Origin of the sequence: Oceanobacillus oncorhynchi (assembly GCF_000821065.1) — a bacterium.
Classification (GTDB): Bacteria; Bacillota; Bacilli; order Bacillales; family Amphibacillaceae; genus Oceanobacillus; species Oceanobacillus oncorhynchi.
On record NZ_CDGG01000001.1, the window covers coordinates 2,965,826 to 2,986,603 of the forward strand.

Below are 20,778 nucleotides of genomic sequence, written 5' to 3' on the forward strand. Positions count from 1 at the left end.
ATAAATCTATTTAAAATGGGAGGTTAATAGTATGAAATCAATTGAAGGCGGTTTTCCAAGTTACGCAAAGTTTGAGCCTACGTCTCCAGGGAGTGATTATTATGATCCGAATCACTTTCATGAAGAGTTAGAGAAAATATGGTTTAAGACATGGCTGCTTGCAGGAAGAGAAGAAGAAATCCCGAACAGCGGCGATTATAAGACAGTTCAGATTGCACATGAGAATTTTATTGTTACCCGCGGTTCAGATGGCGAAATTAATACGTACTATAATGTCTGCCGCCATCGCGGTTCCCGCTTGTGTACGACAGAGGCAGGAAACTTCCCTAGAGGGAGAATCATCTGCCCTTATCATAGCTGGATGTATAGTGGGGATACTGGTGAATTGACAAAAGCGCCAAATATTTCGGATGAAGATGAAGGCTTTGATAGAAGTGAGCATTCCCTGGTTAGCATAAGAACAGAAACATGGGATGGATTTATTTGGATCAATGCGGATTCAGAAGCTCCTTCACTAAAAGAGAGTTTTAATTTGCCAGAATCCTGGTCTATTTATGAGCAATACCAAATGCACAGACTGAAAATTGGTAAAACAGGAACCTATAATGTAAAAGCAAATTGGAAATTGTTAATGGATAACGCAGAGGAATGCTATCATTGCGGCACGATTCATCCGGAATTAAGCAAAGCAACTCCGCCAATGCAGCCTAGACAATGGGTTGATGAAGAGGTGCCGGAAACAAAGGTTATCAAACACGTTGGATCTATGGGATTAAATCCTGGATTTGAGCGCGTGAATGTAGACGGGAAAGCTTACCGGCCTGTATTCCCTGGATTAAGTGAAGAGGATCAGCGTAAAATTGCTTATTTGCATATTTTCCCGCATTCTTATATCTGCATGGCTTCTGACTATGTATTTATTGCGGCAATCTTCCCGATTAAAGCAGATGAATCTGTGGTGAAAGGATACTGGTTGTTTGACCCGGATGTTTTAGAAAAAGATGACGCATATATCGATGATGCAGTTGAATTCTGGGATGTAACCTGTCAAGAGGATTGGGAGGCTTGCGCACTTGCACAGCAAGGAAATGAATCCAGATCATATAAAGATGGCGGCACGCTGACGCCAATTGACTGGCGAGTTGCCAATTTTAAGAAGTACGTGCAGGACGAAATGGAAAAGAACTAAACGATAGGTAGGGATATAGTGGTGGGAGACGATTTTAACATCATTATATCCCTTCTTCCAAAAACACTGTTTTCGTTTTGAGAAGCTATCGAGGAGGGAGATAAAAAAATGACAAATCAGACAGAAAACCTTCCGTTAGAGGAAAATAAGTATACCTTTGCAGCAGCAAGTGATTCAGTTAAAGAAGGGGAAATGATTGATATATTTCTTGGAAAAGAAACCGTAGTTCTGGCAAGAGTAGACGGTTCCGTGTATGCGGTAGATGGCATTTGTTCGCATGCCTATTCAGAAATGGTGGATGGGGAACTAGAGGACCATTGTTTATATTGCCCGCTTCACTTTGCTTGTTTTGACATTCGCGACGGCTCTGTATTAGAGGGGCCAGCTGTTACGCCATTGTCTGTCTATGACGTAATGGAACAAGACGGCTCGATATGGATAAAAGCTTTGGATATATATGGAGAATGATGAAGCGAAATAATTTAATATGATACAGAAATGTAAAATATATTCCGTTTTAAAGAAGATTGGAGAGGATGAAAGATGACTAATTCTGCTGAAACGATTATGATTATCGGAGCTGGTATAGCAGGAATACATGCAGCCGAAGCGCTGCGTAATGAGGAGTATGAAGGCCGAATTGTGTTAATTGACCGAGATACAGAGCTGCCGTATGACCGCCCGCCGCTTTCAAAGGAATTTATGCTGGGTGAATCCACAGAAACGGATATCGCTTTGCATACGCAAGAAAATCTTGAAGAGCTGCAAATCGATTTGAAGCTTGGTGTTGAAATCGTTTTGATTGATTCAGAGAAGCAAAGCGCCGTTTTATCAGATGGAGAAACAATAAACTGGGATAAGCTTTTATTAACGACAGGTTCCAGCTTAAGAAGGTTGCCGATACAAGGATCTGATCTGGAAGGTGTTCACTATTTGAAGACATTGTCTGATGCAAAAGCAATAAGAGGGAATTTGGATGATATTCAACAGATTGCTATTGTTGGAGCAGGTTTTATTGGAGCAGAGCTTGCATCTTCATTCAAAAAGCTGGGTAAAGAAGTAACTTTGTTGGAGCGTGCACCACTCCCTTTAGCTCACATTCTAGGTGACGAAATGGGAGAATATTTCCTTCAAATGCATCAAGCTGAAGGCGTAGAAGCTATTATGGAAGATACCGTTGTACAATTTAATGGAGAGACACAGGTTGAAGAAGTTCTGACAGAGAAAGGGAAAACCATTCCATGCCAGGCAGTCATTGTAGGTGTCGGAGTTATTCCAAATACAGCATTGCTTGATAAAGAATTACAGATTGACCGTGGTTATATCGTTAATGAATTTGGTGAGACATCATTACCAAATGTATATGCTGCCGGGGATTGCGCGATGTGGCCATTTTTAGGAAATAACATTCACATAGAACATTGGGACCATGCAATCAATCATGGTAAATGTGTTGCGAAAAATATGCTGGGAGGAGAGCAAACCTCTTATTCTACCGTTCCATATTTTTGGTCCGATCAATACGATTACCGGTTACAATATTTTGGACATACGAAAAATTGGGAAACGACAGTGTTACGGGGAAATGTAGAAGATAAGGAATTTAGCTATTTTTATCTAAATAAAAGTAATGTAATCGAGGCGGCTTTACTCGTAAATCAACCCAAAAATGCTTTGGCAGTGCGCAGATTAATTAACCAGCAGAAGCCTGTAGTTCCAGAGCTATTACCTAATACGGATATAAAATTGAAAGAGTGTATGTATGTAGAGGTGGATTAAGGTTATCCTTCTTCATAAAGGTGAAATTAAAAAGCAGCTCTGAGGAATAATAAATTTCAAAAAACAACTTCCTAAAATGTAGAAAATATGGAGTAATATTATTTATATTATTCCTCAGAATTGAAAAGAAATACGTTGGATGAAATTTTGTCATCCAAGTATTTAGAATGTTTTTTAATTTAGATTAATACTAGCTGGCATAGTGAAATGTTTTAAAAGGAGAGAAACGATGAATACAATACCAAAAAAAATGCGTGGAGTATATTTAACAGGAAATGGCGGGTTTGAAAAGTTAGAATACCGTACAGATATTGATGTACCAACTCCAAAAGCAGGAGAAGTACTGGTGAAAATTGGCGGAGCAGCTGTAAATAATACAGATGTGAACACGCGTATAGGGTGGTATTCAAAAAGTGTAAAATCAGAAACGAATGAAGGCGGAGCATCAGGATTCAAGGAAGAAGTAACAGATGATGGTTCATGGCTCGGGAAGGCGATGGAGTTCCCGAGGATTCAGGGAGCAGATGGCTGCGGCATTATAGTAGCTGTCGGAGAAGGTGTCAGTCAAGACAGACTTGGCGAAAGAATACTAATACGTTCCGTTCAACAAAGAGAAACAAGTGAAAATGGTTTAGAATCAATTACATTTGGTTCAGAATGTGATGGTGCTTTTGCCGAATATGCAACTGTACTGGCAGAAGAAGCTTTTGTAATCAATTCCAGTTTATCTGATAAGGAACTTGCCACTTTTCCTTGTTCATATGGAACCGCTGAAAACCTTATTTCCAGAGTGGGAGTCGAAAAAGATGATGTCGTTCTGGTAACTGGTGCTTCAGGGGGCGTTGGCGCTGCACTCGTACAGTTAGTGAAAGTAAGAGGTGCGAAGGTTATTGCTGTTTGCGGCAGTGATAAAGTAGAAAGAGTTAAAAGCTACGGCGCTGATGAAATAATCTATCGAGGGGACAGCTACGTTGAAAAAATTGGAAAAATGAAGGTGGATGTCGTTTTAGACGTAGCTGCCGGAAAGATGTGGCCGGAGCTTTTAGAAGTTTTGAAGAAAGGCGGAAAATACGGCGTTATTGGAGCAATTGGCGGGCCGCTTGTAGAGCTTGATGTTCGGGATCTTTATTTAAAAGATTTAAGTTTGTTTGGTAGTACCTATCAAACAAAAGAAGCCTTCCAGAATCTGATTCGTTATATTGAAGAAGGGAAAATCAAACCAGCCATAGCAAAAGAATTTCCATTAAAAGATATTGTAGAAGCTCAAAAAGCTTTCTTGTCTAAAACACTAGCTGGTAAATTTGTAATCGATGTTACTGCGAAATAGTTACACGCGATTAATAATTAAGAATGAAAAAGCTGTCTATAGGGGGGATTTCCTGTGAGAATTAAAAGATCGTTTGATGCGATAGAAGTGCATGCCGGATTACCTATGAGGGTTGTTACGTCAGGGATTCCGACAATTCCGGGAAAATCAGTATATGAGCAAGCGCTTTGGCTTGAAAAAAATGATGATCAGCTGAGAAAATTGATGCTTAGGGAGCCCAGAGGATACCCGCCTATTTGTTGTAACCTTATTGTGCCTGCCAAGCATCCTGATGCAGCTGCGGGATATATTATAATGGAACAGCTGGAATATCCTATGATGTCAGGCGGTAATACAATAAGTGTTGCGACAGCACTTTTGGAAACTGGTATGATACCAATGCAGGAGCCTGTAACAAAGTTTGCTCTTGAAGCACCTGCAGGAGTCATTCCTATTACAGCAGATTGTAAAGATGGTAAAGTAACGCAGGTTTATTTTGATAATGTGGCATCTTATGCGGTCCATATCGATGCAGAGATTGATGTTCCTACCCTTGGTAAAGTAAAAGTCGATGTGGCCTGGGGCGGAATGTATTATTGCATTATAAATAGCAGACAATTTGATTGGCTTGAGCTTGTACCGGATCAAGGGAAAGAAATAACAAGAATTTCTGCTCTTTGTACACAAGCAGCAAAGGAACAGCTTGAAGTCCCTGAACATCCGGATTATCCAGGTATTGGGATTACGATTTCCATAATGCACGGGCCGACAGATAATCCAGATGCTGATTCTACAATTGTAAATACGATGTATACCGGTGAGATTGATTTTAATGACGAAAGTACATGGACTGGTGCTCTGGATAGATGTGCATGCGGGACTGGAACTTCTGCCCTAATAGCTGTTAAATACGCCAAGGGAGAATTAAAAGTAGGCGACAGATGGAGAAATGAAGGGCTGATTGGTATTATTTTTGAAGGAAATATTTCGGGAACCTCAAAAGTTGGGGAAAGGGATGCTATCCGCATAAAAGTAGGCGGGCAAGCATGGATTTATGGATTTACAAAGTATATTTTAGATGAAACGGATCCATTCACAGAAGGATATACCGTAGGAGATTTATGGTGAATGTTCGGAATATTGGGAATGGTGTTTGGTTAATTAAATAATTACAGCCAGTTCATTTTGATCTGTTAGCTAAGAATAATAAATTCTGGTATTACTGGAGAGATAATAAGGGATGAATCAAAGGCCGGCATAAACAACCTCATATTTAAACTGAATTTAAAGAGAGGGCGGGGAGTATTACATGAAAGTTCTTGTAATAGGAGCAAATGGTCAAATTGGAAAACATTTTGTAACCCAGTTGCAAAACATTATGCGGACAGGTTCCTTCAAGCGAGTGGTTTGAATTACACGATTCTCCACCCGGGCGGTTTGTTAAATGAACCGGGTACAGGAAAAATTAAGGCAGCAGATTATGTAGTTAGAGATACAATTCCGCGAGAAGACGTAGCACAGACTGCTGTTGCAGCTTTAAATGAAGAAAAAACATATCACCGTGCATTTGACCTTGTTACAGGTGAGACAGAAATAAAAGAAGCGCTAAAAAATATCTAGATGCAGGGGGTACAATTTTAACCCCTGCAAAATGAATCATTTAGTTAATCGATATGAGAAACTGAAAAAGGAGAGCAAAAGACTGAATATGCCCAAATTATTCACACCAATAACATTTCGTGGCATGGAGATAAAGAATAGAATTGTTATGTCACCGATGTGTATGTACTCATGTAAAGAAGATGGAATCATCACACCCTTTCACTTGACACATTTAGCGAGTCGGGCAGTCGGTCAGGTTGGACTGATTATCACGGAAGCAACCGCAGTTCAGCCAGAAGGGCGTATTTCTGTGGAGGATTTAGGAATTTGGGATGATATTCATGTAGAAGGGTTAAAGGATTTGAATGAACAGATACATGCATATGGAGCAAAAGCAGGTATCCAGTTAGCCCATGCAGGCAGAAAGGCAGTAGTAGACTCTGACATTTTCGCTCCTTCTTCGTTTCGCTTTAACAGTAAAAGTAAGGTTCCTATTGGAATGGACGCCGAAGATATCGAACGAACAGTTGAAGCATTCAGACAAGCAGCTCGGCGTGCAAAGGAAGCAGCTTTTGATGTCGTGGAAATACATGGAGCGCATGGATATTTAATCAACCAATTTTTGTCCCCGTTAGCAAATAAATGAACAGATCAATATGGCGGGTCACAGGAGAATCGTTACCGTTTTCTTTCTGAAATTATAGAAGCAGTAAAAAAAGAATGGAGCGGACCTGTATTCGTACGAATTTCTACTGATGAGTACCATAAGAGGGGAATACCTTGGAAAATATGATTTATTTCACAAATGAAATGAAAAAACAAGGTGTCGATCTTATTGATTGCAGTTCCGGCGGTGTTGTGCCAGCCGAAATCAACCCGTATCCCGGTTATCAAGTGCCGCGATGTGAAGCAATTAAACGAGAAACAATGATTGCTACTGGTGCTGTTGGACTGATCACAAATGGCATACAAGCGGAAGAAATATTACAAAATGAACGAGCAGATGTGGTAGTACTCGGGAGAGCCTTACTAAAGAATCCGTATTGGGCAAAAGCGGCAGCCGATGAATTAGGGTATGATATTGAGGCGCCGGTTCAATATCGCGGCTGGAAATAAAAAAGATTAAGAGAGTGATATGATATATTTCAAGTTTTATAAAAGAGTAATAATTTGGTTGGATTCTTTAGTGAATTAAATATTGTCATAAAACGAAATGCACGTGTAGATACATGCAGGATTTTTTCACAGATGGCTTGAGGGTAAAAATCTTTTAATATTCATTTTATTTCAGGAAAGCAGAATGAAATAAGAAAGACCATGACTTCAAGTAGATTACCTAGCTAAATATATTCATTTATCTAGCTGTACTATAAAAAAATAAGTCAGAAAGTTGGAACTTTTTAAATTGGTTTAGGAGGATTATTATCAAACAACATATCGTTTTAAGAGTTTCAATAATCATTTCTTGCTGTTTAATTGTTCTGGGTCTCTTATTTAGAAATTGGTTAGAAAAAATGGCTCCAACGTTTTTAAGTTTTAACGTTAATTACTTTGGAGTTTTTTATTTGTTCGCAGGCTTTATCGTTGTCGGAATATGCGCATATTTAGCTTTTTCGAAATTTGGAAATATTAAATTAGGAAAAGATACCGAGAAGCCTGAGTTCAGCACTGTTTCATGGATCTCAATGTTATTTGCAGCCGGTATGGCGATAGGTTTAGTATTTTGGGCAACTGCTGAACCAATTACTCACTATTTATATCCGCCGCAAGGGGAAGGCTCTACTGCAGAATCTGCGGATACTGCGATAAAATATACTTTCTTCCATTGGGGGCTCCAGCCTTGGGGGTTATATGGGATTATTGGGCTGGGTATGGCTTACTTTCAATTTAGAAAAGGGCTGCCTGCTAGATTTAGTTCTATTTTTTATCCGCTTTTAAAAGAAAGAATATACGGTCCAATCGGAAACGCCATCGATATATTTGTAATCATTATCTCTGCTATCGGTTTAGCGAATTCGTTTGGATTAGGAGCCCTACAAATTTCTGAAGGGGCTAATATATTATGGGGATTATCTAATACAACAGCTGTTTCCATAGTAATTATAATCATTGGTACCATATTATTTATGACGTCTGCAGTTACCGGACTGAAACGTGGTATCAAGTATCTTTCTAATTTTAATATGATACTAGCCATTCTGATTACATTATTTATATTTGGTTTCGGACCGGCTAAACATATAATTGATGTGTTTATTACTGGTACTGGCAGTTATTTAAATGATTTTTTATCCATGAGCACCAGACTGGCTCCGTTTAATAGTGAAGAACAAAATTGGATTTCAAATTGGACTGTGTTTTACCTTGCATGGTGGCTGTCATGTGCTCCGTTTGTTGGAGCATTTATCGCAAGAGTATCCAGAGGACGAACAATTAAAGAGTTTGTGCTGGCAGTACTCGTTGTGCCTTCACTGATGTGTTTTGTATGGTTTTCTGTATTTGGAGGTACAGGTATTTACCTGATACATGAATTAGGGAATACAGTGTTAGGAGATATTGTTAGTTCAAATGTTACTTCTGCGTTATTTGCATTTCTTGATTATTTTCCAATGAGTTCTTTCACAAGCATTCTAGTTATGCTGTTAAGCTTAGTCTTTTTTATCACACAAGCAGATTCTGGAGCTTTTGTGTTAGCAATGTTCAGTTCAGGGGGGAGCCTTAACCCGCCTAATAGAATAAAGCTGATCTGGGGAGGTGTTCTTTTTAGCTATGCAATTATTTTAGTTATAGCTGGAGGATTAGAGACTGCAAAATCAGTACTTATAGTCTTCACTTCGCCGCTTGCTTTATTAATTTTAATCATGTGTTACGCAATTTTAAAAGGTTTAATGAAAGATGAGTCTGAAATAAAAAGTGAGTATGCAGAAGATGGAAAGGAAGTTAGCTGACTTAAAAAAGAAAAGAAGGAATGTTTAATTGTAAACGCTTACCTAAGGCGGGGCTATGAAACCTATCTTTGTTTTCATTAAAAATGAATTAGAAAGGAATTTCTATGTTTAAAAATAATTTGATTTTACGTGTCTCTTTAATTATTTCATTATCCTTTATGGTCTTTGGTATTGTATTTAGAGAGTGGTTGGAAAAAGCTGCTCCTGCTTTCTTGAGTTTTAATGTGAATTATTTTGGCCCGATTTATCTTGTGGTTAGTTTATTAATTGTAATTACCAGTATCTATCTTATGTTTTCAAAATATGGTTCGATAAAATTAGGAAAGGATTCGGACCAGCCTGAATTTAGTACGTTGTCTTGGATATCCATGTTATTTGCTGCAGGGATGGGGATTGGATTGGTTTTTTGGGCGACTGCCGAGCCCGTCATGCATTATACGTCCCCGCCTGTTGGTGAAGGATTAACTTCTGAGTCAGCCGAACTTTCAATAAAGTATACATTTTTTCATTGGGGATTACACCCATGGGCATTGTTTGGTTTAGTTGGATTAGGAATGGCTTACTTTCAATTTAGAAAAAATCTTCCTGCCAGAGTAAGCTCTATTTTTTACCCTGTTTTGGGTGATAGAATTTATGGGCCATGGGGCAAAACAATTGATATTTATGCAATTTTCATTACAGTTATAGGTATTGCTCAGGCATTTGGATTAGGAGCAATTCAAATTTCTGAGGGAGCAAATTTTCTTTGGGGATTTTCTAATACAATAGCTGTTTCAATGATTATTATCATTGTTGGCACGATATTATTTATGATATCTGCGCTTACAGGGGTCAATCGCGGGATAAAATATCTTTCTAATTTTAATATGCTGTTAGCTCTTAGCTTGATGCTGTTTATTTTCCTTATAGGGCCTACAAAACAGATAATAGATATTTTTATCAGCGGGACAGGAAGTTATTTAAGTGATATATTGACAATGAGTTCACAGTTAGCTCCTTTTAATGGCGACCAGCAAAATTGGGTTTCCAATTGGACAATATTTTACCTTGCATGGTGGTTAACCTGGGCATCGTTTGTTGGCGCATTTATATCCAGAATATCAAAAGGAAGGACAATCAGGGAGTTTGTCATTGCAGTTCTTTTCTTCCCCACTATATTATGCTTTATTTGGTTTTCCATTTTTGGCGGAGCAGGTATACACCTCATCCATGACCTGGGGAATAGTATGCTGGGCGATGCTGTCAACACAGATGTTACGCAGGCGTTATTTTCGTTCCTGGAATATTTTCCATTGAGCTCTCTAACCAGTGCTTTAATGATGCTTCTATGTTTAGTATTTTTCATCACTTCAGCCGACTCAGGCACGTTTGTGCTTGCAATGTTTAGCTCTGAAGGGAATATTAATCCTGATAACAAGATAAAGTTTATCTGGGGATTAGTTATTTTTTGTATATCAGCCGTATTTATATTAGCTGGAGGCTTAGAAACGATAAAGACAGTAGTCATTGTAGTGTCCACTCCGTTTATTATATTTATGCTATTTATGACATATACGATATTAAAAGCATTGAAAAGTGAATTTAAATATTCGAAAGTAAAAAAGGAAGAAGAGGTTAAATCGAAAACCGGATAAGCAGGATTTCGATATCATCTCAAGGATAAATAATTCAGTAAAACAGCCTTTCATATATATGGTCAATACGCTGATAAACAGGAGTTGATCAATTCCAGTTTGATATTTGATGTAAAGATTCAATTAAAATTGTATTTATGTAAAATAAATCAAGGCAGCCTGATCAACTGACATTTCAATGTATAAGCAGCATTCGCGGAAAAAAGAGCGCATGCTGCTTTGCTGTTTTACGGATAGCTTTTATAGGCAATTTTGTGTCATTTGTTTGTTCTTTCCCGACTATTGTTGATTCCCAATTGAAAAACCTTTATAGTAGTAACGTAGTTCTGCATAATTAATAAAGAGTAAGGGAGGGATTCCAAATGTCAAACAAAGAAATTCAAATGCAGCGCATGTGGCAATATTTCGTAGATGCTACAGTTGAAATTATTGAGCAAAAGGGCATTGAAAATGTTACTATACGAGAGATTGCTACGAAAGCAGGATATAATAGTGCCACTATCTATAATTATTTTCAGGAAGTTTCTCACCTCATCTTTTTTGCAGCACTGAAATATTTAAATAAATATATTGAAGGTCTTCCTGAATATATGGAAAAGGAAGAAAATCCTTTGGATAAATACTTATTGAGTTGGGAAAGCTTTTGTAAACATTCTTTTGAAGATCCGGAAATTTATTATGCTATCTTTTTAGCTGATCTGGGAGAAAATCCAGAAGAATTATTGAAATATTATTATAATGTCTACCAATCAGATTTATACGGAGAGGTTTCAGAAGATATAAAGACTATTATAACGGATTATAACCTTTCATCGAGAAGCCGAAATGAATTGTATAAGTCTGTTCAGGAAGGTATGCTATCTGAAGAAACAGCTGCTATTATTAACGAGAGAACCGTGCTGGTATGGCAGGGGATGTTAATCACTGTATTGAATAATCGGCGTCATTTGAATGCGGATGAAGCAGCAGAGAAGACGATGGAACATATAAAAGGAATTGTAAACATCTATACCTTAGCCAAGTAATGGATTCGTTCATTATTTAGATACCTTGCATTAATAGGGTTTAAATAATGAGCGATTTTTTTGATTTCAAATCCAGAGGACTGGTAAATGAATCCATCTTTATTTGCAACACAAACCTCACTTCCTTATAATTATATTACATAAGTCAGCTACAGACGCTTCATAATCATCCAGCTACCAATAAGTATTATCCGTTTTAATGTTATTTTTTGTATTTTCCTATGCAGTCATTTCTCTATTATGAAAATGGGAAATAACTAGATTAGAAGGATTAATAATTTACCTGGAGGGACGTTTATGTCTTTTAACATCATTCAAGGTGATATTACAAAAGTCAATGCAGCTGCTATTGTAAATCCTGCTAACTCTACTTTGCTTGGAGGAGGCGGGGCTGATGGAGCAATTCACCGGGCGGCAGGACCTGAACTGTATGAGGAATGCCGGAACCTTGGCGGCTGTGAAACAGGTCAAGCGAAAATAACAAAAGGCTATCAGCTGCCGGCTGAATATGTTATCCATACTGTCGGACCAGTTTGGCACGGTGGGCAAAGAAATGAAGAAAAGCTATTGGCCGACTGCTACAAGCATTCGCTTGCTTTAGCGAAGGAGTATCAAATGGAAAGTATTGCTTTTCCGCTTATTTCTTCCGGCGTTTATGGATATCCAAAGGAACAAGCGTTTAACATTGCTGTCTCAGTCATTCATGACTTTTTATCAGAGAATGAGATGCGTGTGTATCTTATTGCGTATGACGAAGAAGCCTTTACCTTGTTTCAAAAATGGTATGCATCCATTGTGGGATAATTCTTATATATAGTACGACAGCCCCTGGAATTAGATGGAATCATCTAACTCCAGGGGCGTTTTGTGTTTGTCGAGGCATTTTATCGTGATACTTTGAGATATCACAATTATTTTAAAGTAATTGTGATAAGATAATAAATAAATTATTTATTTAGACTTTTGGAAAAGTGGTGAAATGAATGGATGAAAACTTTAAGGATATTCATAAAGCAAAAAAACTGCTGGAAATAAATAAAATGCTGACAAAGTCATTAAAAATAGAAGAAATCCTAAAAAGTGTTATTATAGCAGCCACGGAGTTAATTGATGTGTCAGGAGTTTTTATTATCTATTTATATGATGAAAAAACGAAAACACTTAAATTTGCTGAAGGGCAGGATGTGAATAAGGAAGCATTTGAAAAAATTGCATTCGCTCCCGGTGAATCAATTGCTGGCAGGGTGTTTCAAGAAAAAAAGTCAAAACTATTCACTTCGGAAGAAGAAATTGATGACTATATGAAAAATATGACTGCAAAAAACTATCAATATTATTATAAAGGAATCAAAGAAAGAAAAATAAAAAGCACATTTGTTGTTCCGATTGTAAATAAGAACCGCTGCTATGGCATGGTTGTTGTCAATAATTTCAGCCGAAAAAATATATTTACAAAAGAGGATATGCAGGTTATTGAAGTGGTTGCGGATCAAACGGCTATCGCAATCGATAATTCGAATGTTTACCAGGATTTAAAGGAGAAAAATAATTTACTGAGACAATCGTATGCTATTCATAATCAATTTTATGAATTAATTATTGAAGGGCGAGGCATTGAAAATGTCATTTCTTTATTGGAAAAAATTATTGAATCGCCGGTTCAGTTTGATCATGAGATAAAAGAATACGATAAAGAAAATATTTTTCCTATTGTAAGAGGAAATGAAAGGCTGGGATTATTGAAATTTGAAAAAGCCTTTAATGATTTTTCTTATATGAGCAAAATTGCTATTGAACAAGCAAGCCTTCCCATTGCATTAGAATTGGTTAAAAACAATGCGCTTTTTGAAAAAGAAATCCATTTCAGAGAAGAAGTGTTTAATCAGTTAATGGAAGGAATTTCAGATAGAGATCTGCAGCATGCTTTACAATATGTGAAATGGAAGAAAGATTGGACTGTGCAATGTATGATAATGGAAGGGAAGGATAAATCATTATGGCAGCTAGATAAATTAATAGAAAAAGAACGATTTATCCAGTCAATAGAGCGAATTAGTCAGTCACTGGGAATAGACAGTTTAATTTTTACGCGTACCTTTCAGGTAATTGTTATTGTACCGGAGCCAAAAAAGAATCGTTTATATGAGCTTATTCACTAGCGTTGCATAAATATAATAAGAATATTCTGTTAAATAGTTCTCAGTAATTTTCGCCAAAAAATCAACAACCTAATAAAGGTGTTTCTGCCCATTTGGTAAATATATACATTTGTGCCAATATTCCTGGTGGTTTCCTGTTCTCATTTCTTTATCAAGGGACCGTTTTCTTTTCAAAACGACGCAGCCAAAGATAAGCCGGTTTCCATATAGCTGCCTTTAACCAGCGAACAATACGGAGTAATTTCTTCTCACTCTGTGTTTCTAATTGAATGAGTACATGTAAACAATAGGTGATAAGTGCCAAATAGATTTGATTTTGTAAAGCTGTTTCACTCATTCCAAAAAAGTGTTTGATTTTCACGTGCTGTTTCAACCATTTAAAAAACAGCTCTATTGACCAGCGTGAACGATAAATGTTGCTTATTTCCTCGGATTCTAAATCAAATCGATTGGTAATTAATCGTAATTGATTTCCTTTTGTATCGGTTACTTCGAGGAGACGAAACACATTTTCACAACGCTTTTGCGTGGATCCGATATAAACCATTTGATCGGATAACACGTTGGAGTTGGAAGGAACAGAAAAAGCGTAAACCTTCCGTGTGACAGAATTTTTCTTAAGTCTGGATACGAAAAAGTAACCATCGTCTGTCATTCGGTCAAAGCGCTCGTAATCCATATAGCCACGATCAAAGACATACATGGCTTCCTTATCATCCACCAGTATTTCCAATTGATTGCGGTCATGTTCCTTCGCTGGTGTTATCGCAGCTTTTTCCGGATAAACCGTATCCTGGTTCATAAAAACCAATCGCAAATGTAACTTAACCCCCGCTTTGGTTTTTCGAAACTTAGCCCACTTATAACGGGTGAGGTTAAGGGGCAGCGTACTGGAATCAATAATCTTTAAAGGGAGTCCTTTCATGGCTTTGTTTTCATAGCTTTTGATCTGGTAAACCAAATCTAAAAATAGGGTCGCTAAGATAGAAGGATTGATTTCATTATTTTTACGGGAAAGCTGGGAAGCACTAATGCTTTCTATTCCGCTCGCTTTCTGAAAATCAGCATCTAAAAGTGCATCGCTTAGAGCTTGGAGTCCTTCTGTTTCATGAACCTGCGCATAAAGCATCAACTTCAAATAGGCTTCTGTCGTCAGTTTTTTTGTATAGGTATCTTGTTGATGAATCGTTACTTGTTCGCAAAGTTTTTTGAAATTTATTGGTGCAATCCATTTACCAAATGCATTTTTTCGTGTATTCTTGTCCATAAGTGGTTTCCTTTATATTGGATTTGGACAGAAATTCACCTGACCAATTCATTATAAAGGATTTTTTTATGGCTTAAAACAGGAAAAACCGAAAATTAGGATTATTCCGTATTATTAGACATAATTAATGCAACGCTAGTGGAGCTTATTAAACAAATAAAAAAATATTGGAATAACATGGAGGTTATTTATGGTATTGGCAGAGAAACGAATATAAAGGAACTGTCTGTTTCCTATCAGGAAGCTATTCGCTCCATTGGATATGCCAAACATCACCAGATGGAGATAGTTGAATATGCTATGCTGGGAGTTGAGAGGCTTTTATATGAAGTAGACGAGGATGTTCTGAAAATGTTTATGCATGATAAGCTGCAGCATTTATATTCACTGGATGAAAGCTTTATTGAAACACTTCAAGTATTTATCCATTTAAATAAAAATCATAAACTAACTGCTGAGCATTTGCATATACATGCCAATACACTTTACTATCGTTTACGAAAAATAGAGGAAGCATTAGACATTCAATTTGATGATGAGAAGGATTGGATTGATTTCGTGATAGCCTTTCGTCTATATGTGGCGAGCATCAAAAAAGATGGGTAATCTTTGTTGCTCGCCCTATTTAATTTTAAGCGCTTTCATTTTAAGATGAAATATATCAAGTATTCAAAGGAGGCTACTTAGAAATGAGCAATACGTATTTTAATTTTATAAATGGGGAATGGGTTCCATCAAAAACAAATGAAACATACGCAAGCATAAATCCTGCAAAAACAGATGAAATAGTAGGCTTTTTCCAACAATCTAATGAGGAAGATGTCGAGTTAGCTATACAAGCTTCTGAAAACGCTTTTTTAAAATGGTCGCGCACAGCAGCTCCGAAAAGAGGGGATGTCATTTTCAATTTGATTCAGCTTCTTGAAAGCAATAAGGAAGAATTGGCTGTCATTATTACAAAAGAAGTTGGCAAATCACTCCGGGAGGCACATGGAGAAGTACGTAAAACGATTGAGGCGATGAAGCAATTTAGCGGAGAAGCAACCAGACTGACAGGTGAAACCATACCTTCTCAAGATAATGGTATCTTCGGCTATACTATTCGAGAACCACTCGGGGTGGTTGGTGTAATAGCTCCTTATAATTTTCCGTTAGGTATCGGGATTTGGAAAATAGCTCCGGCAATTATCGCAGGAAACACCGTAGTCTTTAAGCCTGCAAGCAATACGTCGCTAATTAGTGTGAAAATCATGGAATTATTTGAAGAGGCTGGGGTACCTGCTGGAGTTATTAATATGGTAACGGGGCCTGGCGGCGTGATTGGGAGCGCTATTGGAAATCATCCGAAAATCAAAGCTGTATCGTTTACAGGGTCAACGGATGTAGGATTGGCGCTTGGAAAAGCTGTAACGACTCGCGGAGCAAAAATGCAGGCTGAAATGGGCGGAAAAAATCCATCTATTATTCTTGAAGATGCCAATATTGACGAAACGGTTGAAAATCTGGTGATTAGCGGGTTTTTAGATAATGGACAGCGTTGTACAGGGACCAGCCGTGTGATTGTATTAAAGTCTATCGCAAAAGAATTAATTGAAAAATTAGTAAAACGGGCAGAAAAATTAGTTATTGCTGATGGATTTACAGAGAACGTAGATAATGGCCCGGTAATTGATGAAGGACAGTTAAACACCTATTTACATTATGTTCACTCTGCTATAGATGAAGGAGCCACATTGGAATATGGAGGAAAGCGTTTGACAGACGACGGAAAGGACAAAGGATATTTTGTCTTGCCGACCATATTCAGTAATGTAACAAAGGAAATGACGATTAACCGGGAAGAAATTTTTGGTCCGGTAATGGGAATTACAATAGTAGATACGTATGAGGAAGCAATTGAGCTGGCGAATGATAATGAATTTGGGCTTTCGTCAACGATATATACCAATGATATGAATAAAGCGTTTCATTTTATTCGTGAAATTGAATCGGGGGTTACACATGTGAATATACCGTCTAATTATTTTGAAAATCAATATCCATTTGGCGGCAAAAAAGCATCCAGCATTGGTCCTCGTGAACAAGGGTCAACAGCATTAGATTTTTGGACAGAGTATAAAACTGTTTATATTAAAGCATAAAAAGATAATAAACAGACGGCTCATATCCTGGAATGCACATCTATATTCTAATAAACCTGATATTCGCCGTCTGTCTATTATTTAAATGAAGTCAACCAGGAAAGGGAGAGTTTCGTGAAAAATATAGGAATCGTCGGATGCGGATTAATGGGAGCTGGAATTGCTTCCAATTTATTAAAAAAAGATTATCATGTACATGTTTTTGATATTAATGATGAACTTGTACAGGCATTGACGGATAAAGGAGCCATTGGTGCTGAAAATGTTAGAACATTAGCAAAATTGGTTGATGTTATAATTTTATCCCTGCCGTCTCCTTCCGTTATTCAGCAATTAATGACAGATCAAGAGCAGGGAGCATTTTCTGTGATGAAGAAAGGGGCTTATATCTTAGATATGAGCACAAATGATGTAGCAATTACAAGACAATTGCATGAAATCGCTAAAACATATGAAATAGAATATTTTGATTGCCCATTAAGCGGCGGTCCGGAAGGTGCTCATAATGGTACGCTGACGATTATGGCCGGAGGAAGCGAACAAGCTTTTCCAGAGGTATTACCTGTTTTAGAAGCGGTGGGGGAGAATATCGAATACGTAGGGGAAAGCGGTGCAGGACAAATTGTGAAATTGTGTCATAACATGGTGGTTGGAGGAGTAATCACCTTGTTGAGTGAAGCACTTATTACTGGTGAAAAGGCGGGTGTTTCCAAGGAGAAAATTGCTTCTATTTTACAAAATGGATCTGCGCAAACACGTGTAATGGATGTTTTTGGAGCAAATATGTTAAAAGACACATTTAATGATGTGAAATTTTCATTAGCGAATATGATGAAAGATATGAATTTATACCGGGACCTTGCTGAAGGTCAGCAAATCCCGACGGTCTCCAGTCAATCCGCACACCAATTATTTCAAATCGCCAGTTATAACGGGAAGAATCATAAAGATTCTACAGCTGTCTATGAAATGATTGGTCAATTAAGACAAGTAGAATTGCTGAATAAAAATTAAAAGGAGGGTTCCAAAATGAGTAAAAAATCCAGTACAGTTATGGGGTTATGGAAGGATTGGCGTTTGCATGCTATCGTACTTGTCATTGTTTTGATAACAGAAGCAATTGGACAATTTAGTATCACGGTCGGTCCCGGAGTAATTTTACTTTTACCTATGCTATATGCCTTAATTATCGGGCTGGTTTTATTTTTTACCCCATTGGTTAAAGAAGAGCAATCAAAAAATGCAGAGCCTATTATTGTGCTCGGAGTTGCTTTATTATTAGCAAAAATCGGAGTTATCATTGGCCCATCTTTACCGGAAGTAATTGCTGCAGGTCCGGCATTGCTTTTGCAAGAACTTGGTAATTTAGGGACAATACTATTTGCTCTCCCTGTTGCAATTTGGCTGGGGTTGAAACGAGAAGCTGTTGGAATGACTCATTCGATTGGGAGAGAGCCAAATGTAGGGCTGATCATGGATAAATTTGGAGTTAATTCTCCGGAAGGCCGCGGTGTTATGGCAATGTATATTTTTGGAACGGTTTTTGGAGCCGTATTCTTGGGGCTGATTTCCGGTCTTCTTGCAACGATTACTCCGTTAAATCCGCTTTCTTTTGCCATGGCCTCAGGAGTAGGAAGCGGCAGTATGATGGCAGCAGCCAGCGGTTCGCTCGTAGCTGCATTTCCAGATTTAGAGACCCAAATTGTCGCATTTGCTGGAGCAAGTAATTTATTATCACTTTCAACTGGACTATGGGTCAGCCTGTTTATTGGTTTGCCGCTGACAGAAAAAATATACCGTGTGATGACTCGAAGCAGATCGTCTAAATGATAAGGAGGGCTTAATGATGTTATTAAAAAACATACAAGAATGGACATTATTATTAGTTATTTTTGGGTTTACAGCCCTTATAGGAAATTGGGCAGGCTATGAAATTATGCCATTAACAGCGCTTCCTGGGATGATCACACTCATACTGATTTGTTTAGCTGGATTTATTTTAAGAGAACTTATACCGGTTAACTTCCCGAGTATTGCTTATATTTCACTGATAGGCGTTCTGGTATCTATGCCATGGATGCCCGGTTCGGAGAAAATTGTTGAATGGACGAGTCAGGTCGAGCTTCTCGCACTTGCAACGCCTATATTAGCTTATGCCGGTATTGCCATCGGCCGTTCGTGGACAGATTTTGTGAAATTAGGATGGAAGACGATTGTTGTGGCAAGCTTAGTCATGTTAGGAACATTTATAGGTTCGGCATTAATTGCAGAAATTATATTGCGATTCCAAGGAATTATTTAAATGATAAGTAGCGCTGTTCTTAAAGAATATAGTCTTAATGAATACAGCGAGTTATGTATAAATCGTGTACGGCATAAATAATCTTTTTAAATAACTCAACATTCACACCTAACAATAAGCATATATATATTGCTATTCCAAGATGAACATGTTCCCCATTATCATACTTCCTTTGATTGCGTAAAGCTGTATAAATTTAAAGAGATAAGTAAGGAATTATTTTTTGTTTTCGTGTAGGCTATGATTATAAGCATTTTCTGACAGAGGGGAGTCTGCTATGAGGGAAGCAATTATGTTGATTGTCGATTTAATCAATGATATGCATGATGTGATTGCCAGTACATTTGGTTCGAATATGACAGATAAAGAATTGCATTTCTGGATTTTTGGTATCCTGGGAATCGTAACTTTCTTTATTGTCTATGTAGTATTTAAAATTCTATCTAAAATAAAGTGGAGTATTGCCATTTTGGCTTTTCTCTACACATTTACCGTAATGGTCGTCCTTGTATTTGCTGTGGAGATTCAGCAGGCCTATACACAACGCGGAAATATGGAATTTGCTGATGCTGTCATGGGCTTATGGGGCTTTATTGTCTTTTTTGCAGTTTATGCAGTGATTGGTATCATTGGTTATTTTATATATAAAGCGTTTAAGAAATAAGCAGAGCACCTTGTTAAGTCAGGCAGATAACAAGGTGCTTTTTCTATGACTTTCTTTGTGTCAATTCGATTGAAAAAGAATGGCTTTCATTGGAAATTAGGACTATATCCATGTATGTTAATGAAAAAGGGGGAGCTGCGGTATGATAGATTTAAGTCATAAACCTTGGCTGAAAGGTGAAAAGGTTACACTTCGGCCATTTAAGGAAGAAGATTTTCCTCATATAAATGCATGCCTGACGGATGAGGAAGTTTTAAAATTAACTGGAAGCGATATGGATTTTGACTTTGAGGAGGAAGAAGAAAATATTCTTGGCTGGTACCGTTCAAGACACACTCAAACGGACCGTCTGGACTTGGCTATTGTTGATTCATTCCTGGACATTTTGGTGGGCGAAGCAGTAATCAATTTATACGACGAATCCACGCATAGTATGAATTTCAGAATACTTATCGGTCCACAGGGGAGAAATCGCGGCTTAGGAACAGAGGCGACACAGCTTCTTATCGATTATGTGTTTAAAAACACGACACTTCATTATCTGACCCTGGACGTTTTGGAATTTAATCCAAGGGCGAGGCATGTTTATGAAAAAATTGGTTTTGTGAAAGTTGGCATCAATGAAAACGAGCTGGAATTTGAAGGGGAATGGATCGATTCTATGCAAATGAAATTAACGAGGGAAACGTGGTTAAGCGAAGAAAAAACATAATAGAATACCTGCCATCAAATTATTTGTTTTAAGTGGAGAGTGTTATAATC

The 20,778-nt window shown here is 37.7% G+C and carries 19 protein-coding genes and 1 pseudogene; 19 read left to right on the top strand and 1 reads right to left on the bottom strand.

Translation table 11 applies throughout. The features are described 5' to 3' along the window. Positions 1 to 31 precede the first annotated feature (31 nt). The 12 genes and pseudogenes from BN997_RS14205 (at position 32) to BN997_RS14260 (ending at position 13,642) form a co-directional block, all read left to right on the top strand. On the top strand, positions 32 to 1,189 hold the full coding sequence (locus BN997_RS14205) for an aromatic ring-hydroxylating oxygenase subunit alpha (protein ID WP_042533252.1): 1,158 nt from the start codon (positions 32 to 34) through the stop codon (positions 1,187 to 1,189). Between the two features lie 108 nt (positions 1,190 to 1,297). Continuing rightward, positions 1,298 to 1,657: a Rieske (2Fe-2S) protein gene (locus BN997_RS14210; protein WP_042533254.1), complete on the top strand. Its 360-nt coding sequence runs from the start codon at positions 1,298 to 1,300 to the stop codon at positions 1,655 to 1,657. A gap of 75 nt (positions 1,658 to 1,732) precedes the next feature. Then, positions 1,733 to 2,968: an NAD(P)/FAD-dependent oxidoreductase gene (locus BN997_RS14215; RefSeq protein ID WP_042533256.1), complete on the top strand. Its 1,236-nt coding sequence runs from the start codon at positions 1,733 to 1,735 to the stop codon at positions 2,966 to 2,968. A 229-nt stretch (positions 2,969 to 3,197) separates the two neighbouring features. Next, positions 3,198 to 4,295 (top strand): alcohol dehydrogenase family protein, encoded by a 1,098-nt coding sequence (locus BN997_RS14220; RefSeq protein WP_042533258.1) that lies wholly within the window; start codon positions 3,198 to 3,200, stop codon positions 4,293 to 4,295. Positions 4,296 to 4,349: 54 nt separating this feature from the next. Then, a complete protein-coding gene (locus tag BN997_RS14225; RefSeq protein ID WP_139089098.1) occupies positions 4,350 to 5,402 on the top strand; it encodes a proline racemase family protein in 1,053 nt (350 codons plus the stop codon). Between the two features lie 150 nt (positions 5,403 to 5,552). Continuing rightward, the gene (locus BN997_RS23540; protein WP_256706299.1) at positions 5,553 to 5,894 is read left to right on the top strand and encodes an SDR family oxidoreductase; all 342 of its coding nucleotides are present in this window, start codon (positions 5,553 to 5,555) and stop codon (positions 5,892 to 5,894) included. A gap of 88 nt (positions 5,895 to 5,982) precedes the next feature. After that, a pseudogene (gene namA / locus BN997_RS14235) lies at positions 5,983 to 6,992 on the top strand (NADPH dehydrogenase NamA). A 320-nt stretch (positions 6,993 to 7,312) separates the two neighbouring features. Then, positions 7,313 to 8,824, top strand: a complete 1,512-nt coding sequence (locus tag BN997_RS14240; protein WP_256706300.1) for a BCCT family transporter — start codon at positions 7,313 to 7,315, stop codon at positions 8,822 to 8,824. 104 nt (positions 8,825 to 8,928) lie between these two features. Continuing rightward, the gene (locus tag BN997_RS14245; RefSeq protein WP_042533262.1) at positions 8,929 to 10,458 is read left to right on the top strand and encodes a BCCT family transporter; all 1,530 of its coding nucleotides are present in this window, start codon (positions 8,929 to 8,931) and stop codon (positions 10,456 to 10,458) included. 362 nt (positions 10,459 to 10,820) lie between these two features. Further along, positions 10,821 to 11,483, top strand: a complete 663-nt coding sequence (locus tag BN997_RS14250) for a TetR/AcrR family transcriptional regulator (protein ID WP_042533264.1) — start codon at positions 10,821 to 10,823, stop codon at positions 11,481 to 11,483. Positions 11,484 to 11,780: 297 nt separating this feature from the next. Beyond that, positions 11,781 to 12,287, top strand: a complete 507-nt coding sequence (locus tag BN997_RS14255) for an O-acetyl-ADP-ribose deacetylase (RefSeq protein ID WP_042533266.1) — start codon at positions 11,781 to 11,783, stop codon at positions 12,285 to 12,287. A 179-nt stretch (positions 12,288 to 12,466) separates the two neighbouring features. Continuing rightward, positions 12,467 to 13,642: a GAF domain-containing protein gene (locus BN997_RS14260; protein ID WP_042533268.1), complete on the top strand. Its 1,176-nt coding sequence runs from the start codon at positions 12,467 to 12,469 to the stop codon at positions 13,640 to 13,642. 151 nt (positions 13,643 to 13,793) lie between these two features. Here BN997_RS14260 and BN997_RS14265 read toward each other — a convergent pair whose 3' ends face one another. Further along, positions 13,794 to 14,909: an IS4 family transposase gene (locus BN997_RS14265; protein ID WP_042533189.1), complete on the bottom strand. Its 1,116-nt coding sequence runs from the start codon at positions 14,907 to 14,909 to the stop codon at positions 13,794 to 13,796. A gap of 177 nt (positions 14,910 to 15,086) precedes the next feature. Between BN997_RS14265 and BN997_RS14270 the strand changes: the two genes are divergently transcribed. From BN997_RS14270 to BN997_RS14300, 7 genes are all read left to right on the top strand, one after another. Then, positions 15,087 to 15,515: a PucR family transcriptional regulator gene (locus tag BN997_RS14270; RefSeq protein ID WP_052485024.1), complete on the top strand. Its 429-nt coding sequence runs from the start codon at positions 15,087 to 15,089 to the stop codon at positions 15,513 to 15,515. An 83-nt stretch (positions 15,516 to 15,598) separates the two neighbouring features. Next, positions 15,599 to 17,050, top strand: a complete 1,452-nt coding sequence (locus tag BN997_RS14275) for an aldehyde dehydrogenase family protein (protein ID WP_042533270.1) — start codon at positions 15,599 to 15,601, stop codon at positions 17,048 to 17,050. A 114-nt stretch (positions 17,051 to 17,164) separates the two neighbouring features. Continuing rightward, the gene (locus BN997_RS14280) at positions 17,165 to 18,064 is read left to right on the top strand and encodes an NAD(P)-dependent oxidoreductase (RefSeq protein WP_042533272.1); all 900 of its coding nucleotides are present in this window, start codon (positions 17,165 to 17,167) and stop codon (positions 18,062 to 18,064) included. A 15-nt stretch (positions 18,065 to 18,079) separates the two neighbouring features. Further along, on the top strand, positions 18,080 to 18,880 hold the full coding sequence (locus BN997_RS14285; protein WP_042533274.1) for a DUF3100 domain-containing protein: 801 nt from the start codon (positions 18,080 to 18,082) through the stop codon (positions 18,878 to 18,880). Positions 18,881 to 18,893: 13 nt separating this feature from the next. Beyond that, on the top strand, positions 18,894 to 19,352 hold the full coding sequence (locus tag BN997_RS14290; RefSeq protein ID WP_042533276.1) for a hypothetical protein: 459 nt from the start codon (positions 18,894 to 18,896) through the stop codon (positions 19,350 to 19,352). 277 nt (positions 19,353 to 19,629) lie between these two features. After that, positions 19,630 to 20,016, top strand: coding sequence for a hypothetical protein (locus tag BN997_RS14295; protein ID WP_042533278.1), 387 nt, complete (start codon positions 19,630 to 19,632; stop codon positions 20,014 to 20,016). Between the two features lie 142 nt (positions 20,017 to 20,158). After that, positions 20,159 to 20,728 (top strand): GNAT family N-acetyltransferase, encoded by a 570-nt coding sequence (locus tag BN997_RS14300; protein ID WP_042533280.1) that lies wholly within the window; start codon positions 20,159 to 20,161, stop codon positions 20,726 to 20,728. Positions 20,729 to 20,778 lie beyond the last annotated feature (50 nt).